Origin of the sequence: Microbacterium sp. SMR1, from assembly GCF_003289625.1 — a bacterium.
GTDB classification, from domain to species: Bacteria; Actinomycetota; Actinomycetes; order Actinomycetales; family Microbacteriaceae; genus Microbacterium; species Microbacterium plantarum.
Window position 1 is genome coordinate 472040 of the sequence record NZ_QMBN01000002.1, and the last position, 14767, is coordinate 486806.

The 14767-nt window shown below is 69.0% G+C and carries 16 protein-coding genes and 3 tRNA genes; 9 read left to right on the top strand and 10 right to left on the bottom strand.

Features of this window, described 5'->3' with window-relative positions; genetic code table 11:
* Positions 1-131 precede the first annotated feature (131 nt).
* The 5 genes from DO944_RS06825 (at position 132) to DO944_RS06845 (ending at position 5129) form a co-directional block, all read left to right on the top strand.
* Complete coding sequence (locus DO944_RS06825; protein ID WP_112615945.1) at positions 132-953, top strand: ABC transporter permease; 822 nt, start codon at positions 132-134, stop codon at positions 951-953.
* A complete protein-coding gene (locus tag DO944_RS06830; RefSeq protein ID WP_023952964.1) occupies positions 950-1747 on the top strand; it encodes an ABC transporter permease in 798 nt (265 codons plus the stop codon). The genes DO944_RS06825 and DO944_RS06830 overlap by 4 nt, the downstream gene beginning before the upstream one ends.
* Positions 1744-2736 carry an ABC transporter ATP-binding protein gene (locus DO944_RS06835; protein WP_112615947.1) on the top strand — a complete coding sequence of 331 codons (993 nt, stop codon included), beginning with the start codon at positions 1744-1746 and terminating at the stop codon, positions 2734-2736. Before DO944_RS06830 ends, DO944_RS06835 begins: the two co-directional genes overlap by 4 nt.
* Positions 2737-2827: 91 nt before the next feature.
* Complete coding sequence (locus DO944_RS06840; RefSeq protein WP_112615949.1) at positions 2828-3910, top strand: extracellular solute-binding protein; 1083 nt, start codon at positions 2828-2830, stop codon at positions 3908-3910.
* 97 nt (positions 3911-4007) lie between these two features.
* Positions 4008-5129: a hypothetical protein gene (locus tag DO944_RS06845; protein WP_258524599.1), complete on the top strand. Its 1122-nt coding sequence runs from the start codon at positions 4008-4010 to the stop codon at positions 5127-5129.
* Positions 5130-5278: 149 nt separating this feature from the next.
* On the opposite strand, the gene DO944_RS06850 is transcribed toward DO944_RS06845, so the two are convergent.
* The 4 genes from DO944_RS06850 to DO944_RS06865 form a co-directional block, all read right to left on the bottom strand.
* Positions 5279-6883, bottom strand: a complete 1605-nt coding sequence (locus tag DO944_RS06850) for a DEAD/DEAH box helicase (protein ID WP_112616940.1) — start codon at positions 6881-6883, stop codon at positions 5279-5281.
* A 331-nt stretch (positions 6884-7214) separates the two neighbouring features.
* Positions 7215-7475 (bottom strand): glutaredoxin domain-containing protein, encoded by a 261-nt coding sequence (locus tag DO944_RS06855; protein WP_023952954.1) that lies wholly within the window; start codon positions 7473-7475, stop codon positions 7215-7217.
* Between the two features lie 19 nt (positions 7476-7494).
* Positions 7495-8622 (bottom strand): glycosyltransferase family 2 protein, encoded by a 1128-nt coding sequence (locus tag DO944_RS06860; RefSeq protein WP_112615951.1) that lies wholly within the window; start codon positions 8620-8622, stop codon positions 7495-7497.
* 95 nt (positions 8623-8717) lie between these two features.
* On the bottom strand, positions 8718-9881 hold the full coding sequence (locus tag DO944_RS06865; RefSeq protein WP_112615953.1) for a polysaccharide deacetylase family protein: 1164 nt from the start codon (positions 9879-9881) through the stop codon (positions 8718-8720).
* 141 nt (positions 9882-10022) lie between these two features.
* Here DO944_RS06865 and DO944_RS06870 point away from each other — a divergent pair, with 141 nt between their 5' ends.
* Genes DO944_RS06870 through DO944_RS06885 form a run of 4 tightly spaced genes read left to right on the top strand, consistent with a single transcriptional unit; the run spans position 10023 to position 12060 of the window.
* Positions 10023-10907, top strand: a complete 885-nt coding sequence (locus DO944_RS06870; RefSeq protein WP_112616941.1) for a DUF72 domain-containing protein — start codon at positions 10023-10025, stop codon at positions 10905-10907.
* Between the two features lie 16 nt (positions 10908-10923).
* Positions 10924-11061, top strand: a complete 138-nt coding sequence (locus DO944_RS06875) for a hypothetical protein (RefSeq protein ID WP_199484999.1) — start codon at positions 10924-10926, stop codon at positions 11059-11061.
* Positions 11062-11104: 43 nt separating this feature from the next.
* Positions 11105-11308, top strand: coding sequence for a hypothetical protein (locus tag DO944_RS06880; RefSeq protein WP_112615955.1), 204 nt, complete (start codon positions 11105-11107; stop codon positions 11306-11308).
* 56 nt (positions 11309-11364) lie between these two features.
* Positions 11365-12060: an SOS response-associated peptidase gene (locus DO944_RS06885; RefSeq protein WP_112615957.1), complete on the top strand. Its 696-nt coding sequence runs from the start codon at positions 11365-11367 to the stop codon at positions 12058-12060.
* A 73-nt stretch (positions 12061-12133) separates the two neighbouring features.
* Here the strand turns inward: DO944_RS06885 and DO944_RS06890 are convergent, their stop codons facing one another.
* The 6 genes from DO944_RS06890 to DO944_RS06915 all read right to left on the bottom strand — a co-directional run bounded on the left by DO944_RS06890 (position 12134) and on the right by DO944_RS06915 (position 14732).
* Positions 12134-12385 carry a hypothetical protein gene (locus DO944_RS06890; RefSeq protein WP_146752016.1) on the bottom strand — a complete coding sequence of 84 codons (252 nt, stop codon included), beginning with the start codon at positions 12383-12385 and terminating at the stop codon, positions 12134-12136.
* Positions 12386-12704: 319 nt separating this feature from the next.
* On the bottom strand, positions 12705-13415 hold the full coding sequence (locus tag DO944_RS15545; RefSeq protein ID WP_146752017.1) for a hypothetical protein: 711 nt from the start codon (positions 13413-13415) through the stop codon (positions 12705-12707).
* A 135-nt stretch (positions 13416-13550) separates the two neighbouring features.
* Positions 13551-14267: a DUF6998 domain-containing protein gene (locus tag DO944_RS06900; protein ID WP_181574175.1), complete on the bottom strand. Its 717-nt coding sequence runs from the start codon at positions 14265-14267 to the stop codon at positions 13551-13553.
* Positions 14268-14421: 154 nt separating this feature from the next.
* A tRNA-Phe gene (locus DO944_RS06905) sits at positions 14422-14494 on the bottom strand.
* A gap of 70 nt (positions 14495-14564) precedes the next feature.
* A tRNA-Asp gene (locus DO944_RS06910) sits at positions 14565-14638 on the bottom strand.
* A 21-nt stretch (positions 14639-14659) separates the two neighbouring features.
* Positions 14660-14732: transfer RNA gene (locus DO944_RS06915), tRNA-Glu, on the bottom strand.
* Positions 14733-14767: the final 35 nt, after the last annotated feature.

The window sequence follows — 14767 nt, forward strand, 5'->3', positions numbered from 1 at the left end:
CGCCGATGAACGCCGGTTTTACACGGTGTTAACACGAATGGTCGCGCGCTTCCCCGCGTGGGCTCTACGGTAGGAGCAACCGGTTGCGCAACCGGTTGCACCCGCACCCCTCGCACGAACGGAGTTCGCTCGTGGTTTCACGCCGCACCGGACTGCTGGCCCTCCCCGGGCTCGCGCTCCTGCTGGCGGGGTTCCTCATCCCGTCGATCGCGATGCTGTTCGCCCCTCCCGGTGTCAGCCTGGTCGACATCCTCGAACGCCTCGGCCGGATGCTGACCGACCCGTTCGATCTCGCGATCATCGGGCGCACGGTCGGGCTGGGCCTCATCGTCACCGTGATCTGCATCGTGCTGGGGTTCCCGATCGCCTACCTGCTCGCCCGCTCGACCTCGCGCTGGTCGGGTGTGCTGCTCGCCCTCGCGATCTTCCCGCTGCTGCTGAGCAATGTCGTGCGCACCTTCGGCTGGCTCGTGCTGCTGGGGTCGAACGGCGCGATCGGTCAGCTGCTCACAGGGCTGGGACTCGTCGACCGCGCGCCGCAGCTGCTCTACACCGAGCTCGCGATCGTGCTGGGTCTGACGCAGCTCTTCCTGCCGCTGGCAATCATCTCCTGCTACTCCGCCGTCGCTCAGGTCGACCCCGGACTGGATGACGCCGCGCGCGGTCTCGGCGCGAGCCGCACCCGCACCTTCTGGGGCATCGTCGTGCCGCTCTCGGCGCCGGGCATGGTCGTCGCGTCGACCCTCGTCTTCGCGGGGAGCGTCACCGCGTACACGACCCCCTACCTGCTCGGCGGATCGAGCCAGCGGATGCTGTCGACGCAGCTCTACTCGTACTCGAGCGTGACGATCGACTGGGCGGCGGCCAGTGCGACGGCCATCATCATGACGGTCCTCGTGTTCGCCGTGTCGGGCCTGTCCGCCGTCGTCGGACGACGGGGGGCCACCGCGTGAAGACGAGTCGTCCCGTCGCGGCATCCCTCGCCGTCGCCGGCTACATCATCATGATCGTGCCGATCCTTTTCGTGGTCGCCACGGCGTTCACGGGCGGACGCACCCTGCGCTTCCCGCCCGAGGGCTTCTCGCTGCAGTGGTTCGAGGCAGCGCTGAACTACGACCCGTTCATCAGCGCGCTGCTGTCGAGCCTTCAGCTCGCCCTCATCGCGACGGTGCTCGCGCTGCTCATCGGGGTTCCGGTGACGCTGGCGATCCACCGCGGCCGGCTCCCCGGCAAGGGGCTCGTCGAGGGGCTGTTCCTCTCGCCGCTCATCGTCCCCGAGCTCGTCGTCGGTCTCGCGCTCTACCAGCAGCTGATGATCGGCCTGCGCCTCGACAACTTCCCGGTGCTGCTCATCGGTCACACCGTGCTGATGCTGCCCTACGCGGTGCGGGTCACCGGAGCATCGCTCGCACTCGCCGATCCCGGCATCGAGGAGGCCGCCCGCGGCCTCGGCGCCTCTCCGCTGCGCGCCTTCTTCTCGGTCACGCTGCCCCTGCTGCGCCCCGGCATCTTCTCCGCCGGGCTGCTGAGCTTCGTCACCTCGTTCAACAACGTGCCGCTGTCGCTGCTCCTGCAGAGCCGTGACTTCCGCACGCTCCCCGTCACCATGCTCGACTACGTCCAACAGAGCTACGACCCGATGGTCGCCGCCACGAGCACCATCATCCTCGCGGGCACCGTCGTCATCGCCGTCATCGCCGAGCGCACGGTCGGCTTCGCCCGCATCTTCGGAGGGATCAACCGATGACCACCGCAGCAGAGTTCGTCGGGGTGACCCAGCGCTTCGGCGACTTCACCGCCGTCGACGACATCGACCTCGCCATCCCGTCGGGGCAGCTCACCACGCTGCTCGGGCCGAGCGGATGCGGCAAGACCACCTCGCTGCGGATGCTCGCGGGCTACACGCAGCCCACCTCCGGCCGCATCATGATCGCGGGCGAGGACGCCACCCGCACCCCGCCCGAGCGGCGCGGGCTCGGCATGGTGTTCCAGTCGTACGCCCTGTTCCCGCACATGAGCGTGGCCGAGAACGTCGGATACGGCCTGAAGCTGCGCAAGGTCCCGGCAGCTGAGCGCCGCCGCCGCGTCGAGGAATCGCTCGATCTCGTCGGCCTCGGACACCTCGCGGCGAGCCGGCCGAAGAAGCTCTCGGGCGGGCAGCAGCAGCGCGTGGCTCTCGCGCGTGCCATCGCCATCCGCCCGACCCTGCTGCTGCTCGACGAGCCGCTGTCGAACCTCGACGCGCGCCTGCGCGTCCAGATGCGCGCCGAGATCCGCCGCATCCAGTCCGAGACCGGCCTGACCGTCGTGCTCGTCACCCACGACCAGGACGAGGCGCTGGAGATGTCGGACCGCATGGTCCTCATGCGCGACGGCCGCATCATGCAGGAGGGCGCTCCGTCTGAGGTGTTCACCGCTCCGGCCAACCGTTTCGTCGCGGAGTTCCTCGGCTACGAGAACTTCCTCGCCGCCGCTGACGGTTCGTTCACGACCGTGCGCCCCGAGCATCTCGCTGTCGGACTCCCCGCCGACGGCACCGGGCTCGCGCTCGACGGAGTCGTGCTCGACGTCGCCTACCGCGGCGTCGACCGTCTCGTGACGGTCGAGACCGCCGACGCCACCGGCGCGGTCGTTCGTCTCGTCGCCGACGTCCGCGACGAGGCCGTCGCCGCGCGCCCGGGCGACCGGGTCACCGTCACCGCCCCCACGGCCCGGCTCATCCGCCTCGCCGCCTGAATCCACCCGTCGTCCCGCCCCGTCCGCACCAGCACCAGCACCAGCACCCGCGCCCCTGCGGCCCGCCCGCAGAGCCCCGAGAGGAACCCGCATGATCCGCACCCGCACCAGCCGCGTCTTCGCGGCATCCGCCGCCGTCGCCGCCACGGCCCTCGTCGTCACCGGCTGCTCCGGCGGCTCGGGTGACTCCGGCGACGGTGGCTCGAGCGACTCCATCGTCGTCAGCGCGTTCCCGTTCGGGGTCGAGCAGTTCCAGGAGGCGATCGTCGACCCCTTCACCGAGAAGACGGGCATCACGGTCGAGATCGAGACCGGCTCGAACGCCGATCGTCTGTCGCAGCTGCAGCTCGCGGGTGGCGACGCCGGGATCGACGTCATGCTGATCTCCGACACCTTCGCGGCATCCGGTCAGGAGCAGGACCTGTTCCAGGACTTCGACGAGTCCGACGTCCCCAACCTCGCGAAGATCGCCGACTTCGCCGTCGAGGAGGGCTACGACGGGCCGGCCTACAGCTACCAGCTCAACGGCACGCTCTACAACACCGACGAGCTGGATGCCGCGCAGGCCGCCGACTGGTCGCTCTACGCCGACTCCGCCTACAGCGGCCGTCTCGCCTTCCCCGACATCGCCGTGACGGCCGGGCAGCTCGCCGTCTCGGGCGTCGCCTCGACCTTCGGCGACGGCCCGTACGACATCGACACGGCCTACACGACGATCGGCGGATGGGCGCCGAACATCCTGCAGTTCTACTCGTCGTCGACCGAGGTCACCAACCTCCTCACCCAGGGCGAGATCGTTGCGGCCGACGCCCTCAGCGGCTTCGCCACGACGCTCGTCGCGTCGGGTGAGCCCGTCGCCTGGACCGCTCCGGCCGAGGGCCGCTACATGGCCACCAACCGGGCCATGATCCCCAGCGGCGCGAAGAACCTCGAGGGTGCGTACGCCTTCATCGACTACCTGCTCTCGGTCGAGGCCCAGACGGCGTCGGCCGAGATCGTCGGCGACCTCCCCGTCGCCCTCGACGCGACGATCCCCGCCGAGATCACCGCCGTCGTCGGCGACATCGCGGCCGACCCGATCGCGGCGGGCTACGCCACGCTCGACCCGGCCGAGGTCGTCCCGAACCGCGCGCAGTGGGTCGAGCGGTTCGCGCGCGAGGTCGCCTCGCGCTGACCCAGACCGCCCGGCTGCCGAGCACCCCCCATCCTCGGCGGCCGGGCCTCTTCTCGCGGTTTCCCGACCGCATCGCTCCACGAGTACGAACGGCACCATGACTTCCGCAGCATCCCTCCCCGTCGATTACCTCCAGCGCCTGCCGAAGGCCGACCTGCACTGCCACCTCATCGGCACCGTGCGCGCGTCGACGTTCGCCGAGCTGGCCCGCCGGGAGTCGCTCGAGCTGCCCGCCGACCCCGAGCGCATCTTCGCCGACATCAACTCGCTGCCGCCCGACCCCGCGCTGTACCGCAACACGCGCATCCCGGTCCCGCAGCAGCGCGGCGCCGACGAGCCCGAGGTGTCGTACTCGCTCTTCCAGGTGTCGAACTGGGTGGTCGAGGTGCTCCGGGATGCCGACGACCTGACCCGCATCGTCTACGAGGCGTTCGAGGACGCCCACCGCCGCAGCGGCACCCGCCACCTCGAGCTGTTCTTCGACGCGCTGCCGCCGCACCTCGAGTCGCTCGGCTATCTCGGCGCGGTCGAGGCGTACGCCGAGGGCATCCGCCTGGCGGAGCGCGACTTCGGGATGACGGGTCTCATGATCCAGGGCATCGACCGCAGCCGCAGCGGCGAGGAGGCCCTCGCGGTCGTCCGCCGCGTCGTCGACAACCCGCATCCGTACGTCGCGGGCATCGGTCTCGACAACCTCGAGACCGCCGGTCCGCCCGAGCGTTTCGTCGACGCCTATCGCCTCGCCGGCGAGGCCGGGCTCGGCCGCACCGCGCACTCGTCCGAGCACGCGCCGACTGCGGTCAACACCATCACCTGCCTCGACCTGCTCGGCTGCGACCGCATCGACCACGGCTACTACGTGCTCGAGGACGACGCCGTCGTCGAGCGGATGCGCGAGGACCAGGTCGCGTTCACCGTCGCCTCGACCACGTCACGCCGCTCGTGGCGGCCCTGGCGTCGCGCGTCGATCGCCGCGATGCTCGAGGCCGGGCTCAACGTCATCCCGTGCTCGGACGACCCGGGCATGTTCCCCACGACGCTCGCCGCCGAGTACGGCATCGTCGCGGACCAGATCGGCGCCACGCACGAGCAGGTCCGCCGCATGGCGATCTCGTCGTTCGAGGCATCCTGGCTGCCCGCCGAGCAGCGCGCGCGTCGCGTCGCCGAGGTCACCGCCGAGATCGACGCGCTCGACGCCGAGTTCGCGCTCTCCGTCTGAGCCCCGGCCCCCCCCGGCCGGGCGCCGGGTTGCGCCGAGAACGCACCGTCGCCGCGAGAACGCACGGTTGAGGGTGCGTTCTCGCGGCGAGCGTGCGTCCTCGGCGGGCGGGGCAGCGCCGGATGCCGGGGTGAGCCGGATGCTGCGGGTCAGCGACCGCCGCGGCGGCCGGCGCTGTTCTGGCGCACGACCGAACCGACCATGAGCTTGCCGCCGGCGGCACCGCCGTTCGACGAGGCGCGACGGCCGGTGCGGCGCGGGTTGCCCGCGGGAGCGGCGTCGCGCGTCTCGCGGGGCGCGCGGTCGCTGGTCTTACCGCCGCGCGAGGACTGCTGCCCGCCGCGGCTCTGCTGCTGGTCGCGCTGACCGCCCGAGCGTGCGCCCTGGCCGTCGCGACCACCGGCAGCGCCCTGGCCCTGACCCTGGCCGCGTCCGCCGCGACCGCGGCCACCGCCGGAGCGACCGCCGCCGTTCGACGAACCGCCCTCGCGAGCGTCGCGTGCGGCGCGCTTGCGCTGCGCGTTGGCGCCCTGGCTCGTGCCGCGGGGCGCGACCTCGACCGGCGCCGGAGTCACGTAGGGCGCGACCTTTCCGACGAGGGCGACGACCTCGGGCGACTCGGCCGTGACCGTGATCGGGGTGACCGCGATGGCGGCCTTGCGGAGCAGGTCCTTGACGTCGCGCTCCTGGCCCGGCATCACGAGGGTGACGACGGCGCCCTCGGCGCCCGCGCGGGCGGTGCGACCCGAACGGTGCAGGTACGCCTTGTGCTCCATGGGCGGGTCGACGTGCACGACCAGCTCGACGTCGTCGACGTGGACACCGCGCGCGGCGACATCCGTCGCGACGAGCACCTTCGCGGCGCCCGACGAGAACGCGGCGAGGTTGCGGTCGCGCTGCGGCTGGGAGAGGTTGCCGTGCAGGTCGACCGAGGGGATGCCCTGCGAGGTCAGCTGCTTGGCGAGCTTCTTCGCGGCGTGCTTGGTGCGGGTGAACAGGATGCGGCGGCCCATGCCCGAGGCGAGTGCCTTGACGACATCCTTCTTCTCCTCCGCGCCGGCGAGGTGGAACACGTGGTGCGTCATCGCCGCGACGGGGGAGTGGGCCTCGTCGACCGAGTGGAGGACCTCGTTCTGCAGGAAGCGCTTGACGAGCTTGTCCACACCGTTGTCGAGGGTCGCGCTGAACAGCATCCGCTGCCCGTCGCGCGGCGTCTTGTCGAGGATGCGCGTGACGGCGGGGAGGAAGCCGAGGTCGGCCATGTGGTCGGCCTCGTCGATGACCGTGATCTCGACCGAGTCGAGCGTCAGGTGGCGCTGCTGCAGCAGGTCTTCGAGGCGGCCCGGGCAGGCGACGACGATGTCGACGCCGGCGTTGAGCGCCTGCACCTGACGGTTCTGGTTGACGCCGCCGAAGATGGTGGTCGTCTTCATGCCGTAGGCCGCCGCGAGCGGCTCGAGGGTCGCGTTGATCTGCGTCGCGAGCTCGCGGGTCGGCGCGAGGACGAGGCCCAGGATGCGGGCAGCGCGGCGGCTGCCGCCGGCGAGTTCGCCGCCGAGGCGCGCGGCCATCGGGATCGAGAAGGCCAGAGTCTTGCCCGAGCCGGTCTTGCCGCGGCCGAGCACGTCGCGTCCGGCGAGCGTGTCGGGCAGGGTGTCGACCTGGATCGGGAAGGCGGTGGTCTTGCCGTCCTTCGCGAGCGCTTCGACGAGGGGAGCGGGCACGCCGAGCGTGCGGAAAGTGGTGTCAGTCATGAGGGAGTGTGTCTCCGGGCGCACGTCGGCGCCCTGATCGGTGGCCCGGATGCGGGTGCGCATGCGGGGTCGCCGTACGAAAGAGTCCGCGGGATGCCGGTCGTGACCCGGTGGGCGGAAGGCGTTCTACGACGCGTGCGGCGCGAGCGCGCCACAAGAACCCCCAGCCTACCAGTGCCCGCCTGTATGACGGTCTGGTCCCTGGCCGGGGCCCGCGCGTCGCGATGCAAGGGATTCGGCCCGACACCCCGGCCGGACGGCATCCGTCACGGGGTATCGGACCGGATGTCTTGCATCCGCGCACGCGCACAGCGAGCGGAACGCGCGCAGGTCAGATGAGCGAGAGCTCGCGCAGCTTGGCTGCCACGTCGTCGTTGCTCGGCTCGACGTGGTGGGTCGCGTCGGGGTAGACCACCACGGGGATCTGGGTGCGGCCCGAGATCTCGCGCGCGACGTCGGCCGCGGCGGGCTCCGCCTCGAGGTCGATGTAGGTGTAGTCGACGCCGAGCTCGTCGAGCTGAGCCTTCGTGCGGCGGCAGTCGCGGCACCAGTCGGCGCCGAACATCGTGATCGTGTCGGTGGAAGCGGTCATGCTTCCAGGGTACGTCTGCTCAGTACTCGGCGGCCCGGGCGCGCTCGGGGGCGGCCTCGAGCACCGGGGCGACGCGCTGCTTCTTGGGTGCGTAGACGACGAGCGCGTGGAACACGAAGCGCACGACGAACGCGGCGATGAGGGTCAGTCCCGCGGCGATGACGCTCGGGATGTGTGCGTTCTCGACGAGCACCCACAGCACCGGGATCCGGATGATCGCCTCGGCGTTGTTGAAGGTGAACGATTTCACGAACCGCTGCGTCATGCTGCCCGATTCCGAGCGCATATCGCTGAAGACGAGGTATTCCAGCAACAGGAAGTTGCCGATGATCGTGATCTCGCTCGCGATGATGGATGCCGGCAGATAGTCCATGCCGAGCCGGATGAGGCCCCACATGATCACCAGGTTCGCGATGGCGCCGACGCCGCCGACGAGCGCGAACGCCGACATCCGCCCGAAGCGGAGCATGAGCAGCTGGGTCAGGAACCGGATGCCCTGCGTGAAGGTCGCCTTCGACGAGCCGGCGTAGCGGGGCGCGAAGGCGAACGGCACCTCGGCGACGCGCATGTGCCGGCGAGCGAGGATCTCGAGCAGGATCTTGAAGCCGCGCGGACGCAGAGCGTCGATGTCGATCGTGTCGCGGTCGACCAGGAAGAACCCGGTCATCGGGTCGCTGCACTCACCGAGCTTGCGGGGGAACATCGCCTTGGTCAGCAGTGTCGACGCGCGCGAGACGGTCGTTCGCGTGGCGTCGGCGAGGCCCTTCGAGTCGCCGCCGGCGATGTAGCGCGAGGCGACGACGACATCCACGTCGCCGCGGTCGGCTCGCGCCAGCAGCCGCGGGATGTCCTCAGGAGGATGCTGCAGGTCGCCGTCCATCACGAGACACCACGACGAGTTCGCGGCCCGGATGCCGTCGACCACGGCCCCGCCGAGTCCCGCCACCGGCTCGTCGCGGTGGATCAGTCGCACCGGGAAGTCGGCCGTCTTCGCCGCCCGCTCGATGATGGCGGGGGTGTCGTCGGTGGAGTCGTCGACGAAGACGACCTCGATCATCCGGTCGTCGACCGCGTCACCGATCCGTCGCAGCAGCTCCACGACGTTCGGGCCTTCGTTGAAGGTCGGGACGACGATCGTCAGATCCATGAATCGCTCGCAAGTGGAAACGGACGGGGGAGTTCACACAGTACTGAGGATTCATATGCGTACAACCCGTTGACTCTTTGGATATCGCCTGAGATTCACCCGATGGCCTTCTTGATGTCATCCACGGTCATCCCGTAGTCGACGCGGACCACCGGCAGCGCCAGCTTGTCGGTTCCGATCGACACGTAGCCGGGCTCGATGGTGCGCGCCATCTCGAAGCCCGCGTCGGCGACCGCCTGCTTGGCCGCGTCGTTGTAGTGGCCGAACGGGTACGCGATCACTTCTTTCGCGCCGCCGAGCACGCTCGCCGAGGTCTCGAGGTCGGCGACGATCTCGTCATGCGTCCAGTTGACGATGCGGCCCTTCCCGTCGGCTCCCGCGGAGTGCATGTCGTGGGTGTGCGAGCGCTTGAGCACGTAGGGGGTGAGTGCGGGCCCGGCGCCGTTGGACGTGATCACGAAGGATGTCGTCATCACGCGGTATCTCTCGACGAGCGGCACGGCGAGCTCGAGCCACGTCGGGTCGGCGTCGTCGTCGGTGATGATGACCGAGTGGTCGGGCAGGAAGAGCCGGCCGTCGATGAAGGCGCTCAGCTCCGGCCACGTCGGCAGGTAGAACTGCTGCTCGGAGATGTACTTCAGGTGAGCTTCCCAGTCGCCGATGTAGGCGTAGTTGCCGCGGAGCCAGCCCGATTCGCCTTCCGGCTTCGTCGTGAACTGGTGGTACATCAGGATCGGGACGCGCGTCTTCGCGGCGTCGTTGTCGGCGGTGCTCATCCATGCGGCGTGCACGGTGCGCTGCTGGGCGTCGCAGGCGACGGCATCCGCGCCGTTCAGGCGGCCGGGAATCGATAGAGCCGCGGCATCCTCGGCGGTGTCGTACCAGCCGGCGAACACCATGCCCTCCCGCGAGGGGAGCGGCAGGGAGGCGTAGGGCTTCCCCTGCGTCTCAAGGACCGGGGCGATGTCGATCGCGTCGCCCGTGAACGACACGGCGCACGCGTTCGGATCGTCCGCATCGGCGATGAGCTGCTCCGCCGGCGACAGCGGTTCGGGCGTCGGAGTCGCGGCGTCGGTCGTGGGGGCGGGGGTGGGCTCGGATGCCGCCGGGTCGGGCGTCGTGCTCGCGCGCTGCATCGCATCGACGGCGAACCAGCCGCCGACCGCTGCGACGAGCAGAACTCCGGTGAGGGCTGCCCCGATGCCGATTGCCCGGCGCTTGCGCCGTCGTCCCGCGTTCGAACGTCGCGTTGCGCCCATCGTTACTCCCCCTGTGGTGCCCGGTGCGTCCGTCGAATCCTAGGGCGCTCGGCTATGCGGGTACGCGCCGGTGTTCTGGGATGCTCGGGCGAGGGCAACCCCCTTTTCATGCTTCGGCTCGCGGGCGGAGACTGCGGCATCATGAACGCGCCACCTGCAGGAGCCGACGCCGGCCGGGTGCGCGTCGGCATCTCGGGTTGGCGGTACGCCGGGTGGCGCGGCGACTTCTACCCGACGGGACTCGCGCAGCGACGCGAGCTCGAATACGTCGGGGAGCGGATGTCGACGGCCGAGCTGAACGGGTCGTTCTATTCGCTGCAGCGCCCGTCGAGCTATCAACGGTGGCGGAGCGAGGTGCCTGAGTCGTTCGTCTTCGCCGTCAAAGGCTCGCGCTACGTCACGCACATGCTGCGCCTGCGCGGAGTCGAGACGGCGCTGGCGAACTTCTTCGCCTCAGGAGTGCTCGCGCTCGGACGGCAGCTCGGACCTGTGCTCTGGCAGCTCCCCGAACGCGAGGAGTTCGACGCCGATGTGCTCGAGGAGTTCCTCGCCCTCTTGCCGCGGACGACGGGCGAGGCCCTCGCGCTCGCCGAGCGGCACGACGAACGCCTCGACGGGCGGGCGTGGCTCGAGATCGAGGCGGACCGTCCGATCCGTAACGCCCTCGAGCCCCGGTCGGCCGGGTTCGGTTCGGATGCCGCGCTCGCGCTGCTGCGTGCGCACGACATCGCTCTCGTGGTCGCCGACACCGCCGGGCGCTTTCCCCGGTTCGAAGAGGTCACGACCGCGGGGCACGTGTACGTCCGGCTGCACGGTGCGACCGACCTATACGCCAGCGGGTACACCGACGCCGAGCTCGACGAGTGGGCGGACCGCATCCGCGGATGGGCCGACGGCTCGGCGGCATCCGATGGCCGTCCGCGTGACGTGTGGGTGTACTTCGACAACGACGCCCGGGGGAGGGCGCCGCACGATGCCGTCGCTCTCGCCCGACGGTGCGATGCGGCGTTTAGGCTCGGCGGGTGACCGATCGGGATGGCGCGTGAGCGCGCAGCCGGCACCGTGGGTCTGCCCGACCTGCGGCGATCCGCTGCGCTTCGAGATCCTCGACGACGAGGCGTTCCTCGTGGCGTGGTCGTGTCTGAACTGCGGACTCGTCCGCGTCACCGAGCCGGCCTGACGGCTGAGTTCGAGTTCGAGTTCGTGATCGGAGAGGGTGGCCGATGTTCTGGAAGTACCTCGCTGTCGTCGTGGGCAGCCTCGTCGCTATGGCGGCCGGGCTCGGGCTCGCGTACACGTGGGAACTCGAGTGGCTGCGCGTCGTCGTCATGACGGCCCCCATCGCGGTCGCCGGGCTCGCGGTGACATTGCTCAAACGCCGGAACGAGCGAGCCGATCGCGACGCCGCGACGGCCCGGACAAGGTAGGCATGTCGCTGGGCTGAGAGAAGACAACAGCCGCGGAGCGCCGTAGGGTCGCTGACATGTGCGGTCGATTCGCGAACGACGCCAAGACGGACGAGCTGATCCGGGAGTACGTCGCCGAGGGCGGCGACCCCGAGGACTGGGTGAAGTCGTGGGCCGGTGCGTACTCGATCGCGCCGACCGAGGATGCTCCAATCGTCCGCGACCGGGGCGCGGGACGGGTGCTGGAGGTCGTCCGCTGGGACTGGCAGAAGCCGGCGAATCGCCCGCGGGGCGGTCCGATCATCAACGCGCGGATGGAGAAGCTCGGCCAGGGATTCTGGGCGCCGGCGTTCAGCGCGGCTCGGTGCATCGTTCCGATGCGGGGCTACTTCGAATGGACCGGCGACAAGACCCCGAAGACGCCGCACTTCCTGCACGGCGACGGCTTGCTCTCGGCTGCCGGGCTCACCTGGTCGATGGAACTGCCGACCGGCGAGAAGACGCGTTGCTTCGTCGTCATCACCCGCGAGGCGCGGGATGCGAGCGGACAGGTGCACGACCGGATGCCGGCCTTTCTGACACCGGATACCTGGGATGCCTGGCTGAGCCCAGAGAAGCTCACCGGTGACCGCAAGGCGGAGACGCTGGCGATGCTCGAGCACACGTCCGGTCACGTCGCCTCGACGATCCGCGAGCACGTCGTCGACCGGAAGGTCAGCAACTCTCGCACGGTGGATCCCGCCGACCCGACGCTGCTCGATCCGGTGGCCTAGGTGGTGGCGGTTGTCGTGCCGTGTGGCGTGCGGGGGCGTCGTGACGCGGGCGCTGGCGCGCCGTCCGGCGACGTCACTCGTCGGCTGTCGGCTCCTGCCGGTAGTCGTACGCGGGGTCCGACCGCTGCCACAGGATGTATCCGGCGAGTGCGGTCGCGAGCCCTACGAAGTGCAGTGCCGGGTAGACGAGTGCCGGAGCATCCGGAAGCACACCCGCGAAGATGATCGATGCGATGAACGCGGCGGCGCTGAATGCGGCCAACACCACCGCCCACTGGCGAAGGCGCTTCGTGCGGGGGCTCTGCGGCTGGAGCGACGCCATCATGCCTCGACCATAGGGCCTCGCCCGGTCGATCATCGGAGACCGTCGGTGCTGTGGCAAAGTGAAATCCCCGCCATGCAAGAAGCTAGGCGAGGATTTTCCGGGACCGTTGTAAAGACGGCCCGTGTGACCAAAGGGAGCCGGTCGCATCCTTACCCAGGGATGCCCTTTCGTCTCGCTGTGTCTCGGACCGCGCACGCGCCTCGCCGGCTCATCCGGAAGCGGCAAAGCGTCACTCGTCTTGGGGTCTGCTCCTGGGGCTCGTCGTGCCAATTCATCGCGGCCTCGTCGAAGTGAATCCTGCCCTCTTGCTGGCTCCGCCTCAGGGGAGGACCGTCGCAGAAACGAGCTGGAGCCAGCCGTCCGTCGTCTCGCCGTTGAGCGTCTTCTCGACGTTCTCCACGACCATCTCGACGTGGGTGCCGTCAGTCCAACCGGCGGCGGCGGACTCGTTGGCGAGAAGAACCTGAAGGTCATCAGCGCCGTCGCGGACGCCAACATGGACCACGAAGTCGCCGGTGGCGCCTACGAACCAGTACTCACTTCCGGATAGCTCGCCAGTGAATCGGAACTCGTCGCCGATCTGAATTCCTCCCATCGCCACGGAGTTGAGCCGGTCAAGCAGCTCTTCGGGTGTCGTGTCGACGACGTTCACGCTCGCCGCGGGGGCCGTTTCCGACGGTGATGGAGCAGTAGGGCTAGTCTCGCTGGGTTCTGCTCTTGTCTCGGCGGGCGCGCTCCGCGTCGGCGTGCTGGAAGGTTCGGCATCCGCGTTTTCCCCACCGGTAACGAGATTCATCACGATGATGATGCCGAAGAGCACGACGATAAATCCGCCTAACCCGGCCAGAAGCTTCCAGGGCGTCTTGGGCTTCGGCCGTCGGATCGTCAACTCCGAACTGATCCGGCCGATCCTCTGATCTACGACCTCCCAACCTTGACTCTCCCACTTCGCCGCTGTGCGGCTCTCCATACCTCGCACAGCTTTCACTGTGTGGGTCTCGTACTTGAGGCCATCGTCCTCGGTGGTCACGTCGCCTGCCCCTGGTTCCGGCACCGGCCTAGCTCAGTGCTCATCCTCGGGAGCCTACCTACGAGTTGTCGGGGAGCCGGCCAACAGGGGCTCCCCAGCCTTCGCGTCGAAGAAAATGCGGATTCAGGGTGAGGATCATCGGACTTGCTGGATCAGTTCTTCCCACGCGCCGCGGAACGCATCGGTGAGCTCGATCCCAGGAGTGGCGGCTGACCGTACCTGACCGACTCGCACGACGACACCATTCGAGTGTGCGCGATGCCTCCCGACAATCCGGACCTCGTTCGCGGTCAGCTCGCGTGCTGACAGCACGCCACCTCGATCACCATCGATCAGGAGGAAGAGTCCGACGTCGAAACCGAAGGACCTGATTGGCGAGAAGACCGCCGATGGGCTCGTTTCGGATCTGATCACGCGCACTTTGACTTGCACCTTGCGACCATCACCAGCGACGAGGTCGTACGACTTCTCGGAGTTCGGGGCGAGCAGGCCGTCGTAAACGATGGCGGCACAGTGCTCCGCGAGGTCTCCGATGGGAGCGTTGTTGGTGCGCACGAGTCCACGTAGCCGCAGCTCGGCCAGGATGCCGGCGTAGCGCTCGAGTAACTGACCGACCGATACGGCAGCGAGATCGTCGCTACCGGCTGACGCAGACGGGCGGATGGAAGACATCTGGTAGCCGCCGCTGAAGTGCTGGCGCACGAGTTCAACCTGCTCAGCGGTGAGAACCCAGGCGCTCCCGACTTCGACCGGATGCCGCCAGTTCTGGCGTCGCATCCATGCGCGGATGGTCTTCGGGTTGACCTTCAGCTCCTCAGCGAGCTGTCGGACGGAGAGAGTCTGCGCGGGCACATTCGAACCGTATCGGAGCCGTCGCCGGTCCGAGACTGGCCCAGCCGCCGTCGTGTGCGAGCGGAAGATCACCTCGCGCCTCAGCCCAAAGCAAAACCCCCGCGATGTAGAAGCTACGCGAGGGTTTCTGGGGCCGTTGTAATGACGGTCCGTGTGGCTCCGACGGGCGTCGATCCCGTGACCTCACGATTTTCAGTCGTGCGCTCTACCAACTGAGCTACAGAGCCGCATGGCGTCAGAGATGCCATGTCCTAGACGAAAGGCCCTCTGGAAACCAAAGGGCCCGTCGCTTTAGAGCGACCCTGACGGGACTTGAACCCGCGACCTCCGCCGTGACAGGGCGGCACGCTAACCAACTGCGCTACAGGGCCATGCTTATTAAGTTGTGGGAGTGACCCCAACGGGATTCGAACCCGTGCTACCGCCGTGAAAGGGCGGCGTCCTAGGCCGCTAAACGATGGGGCCGAGCGAACCCAGACCCGGGAGTCAAACGTTCACGC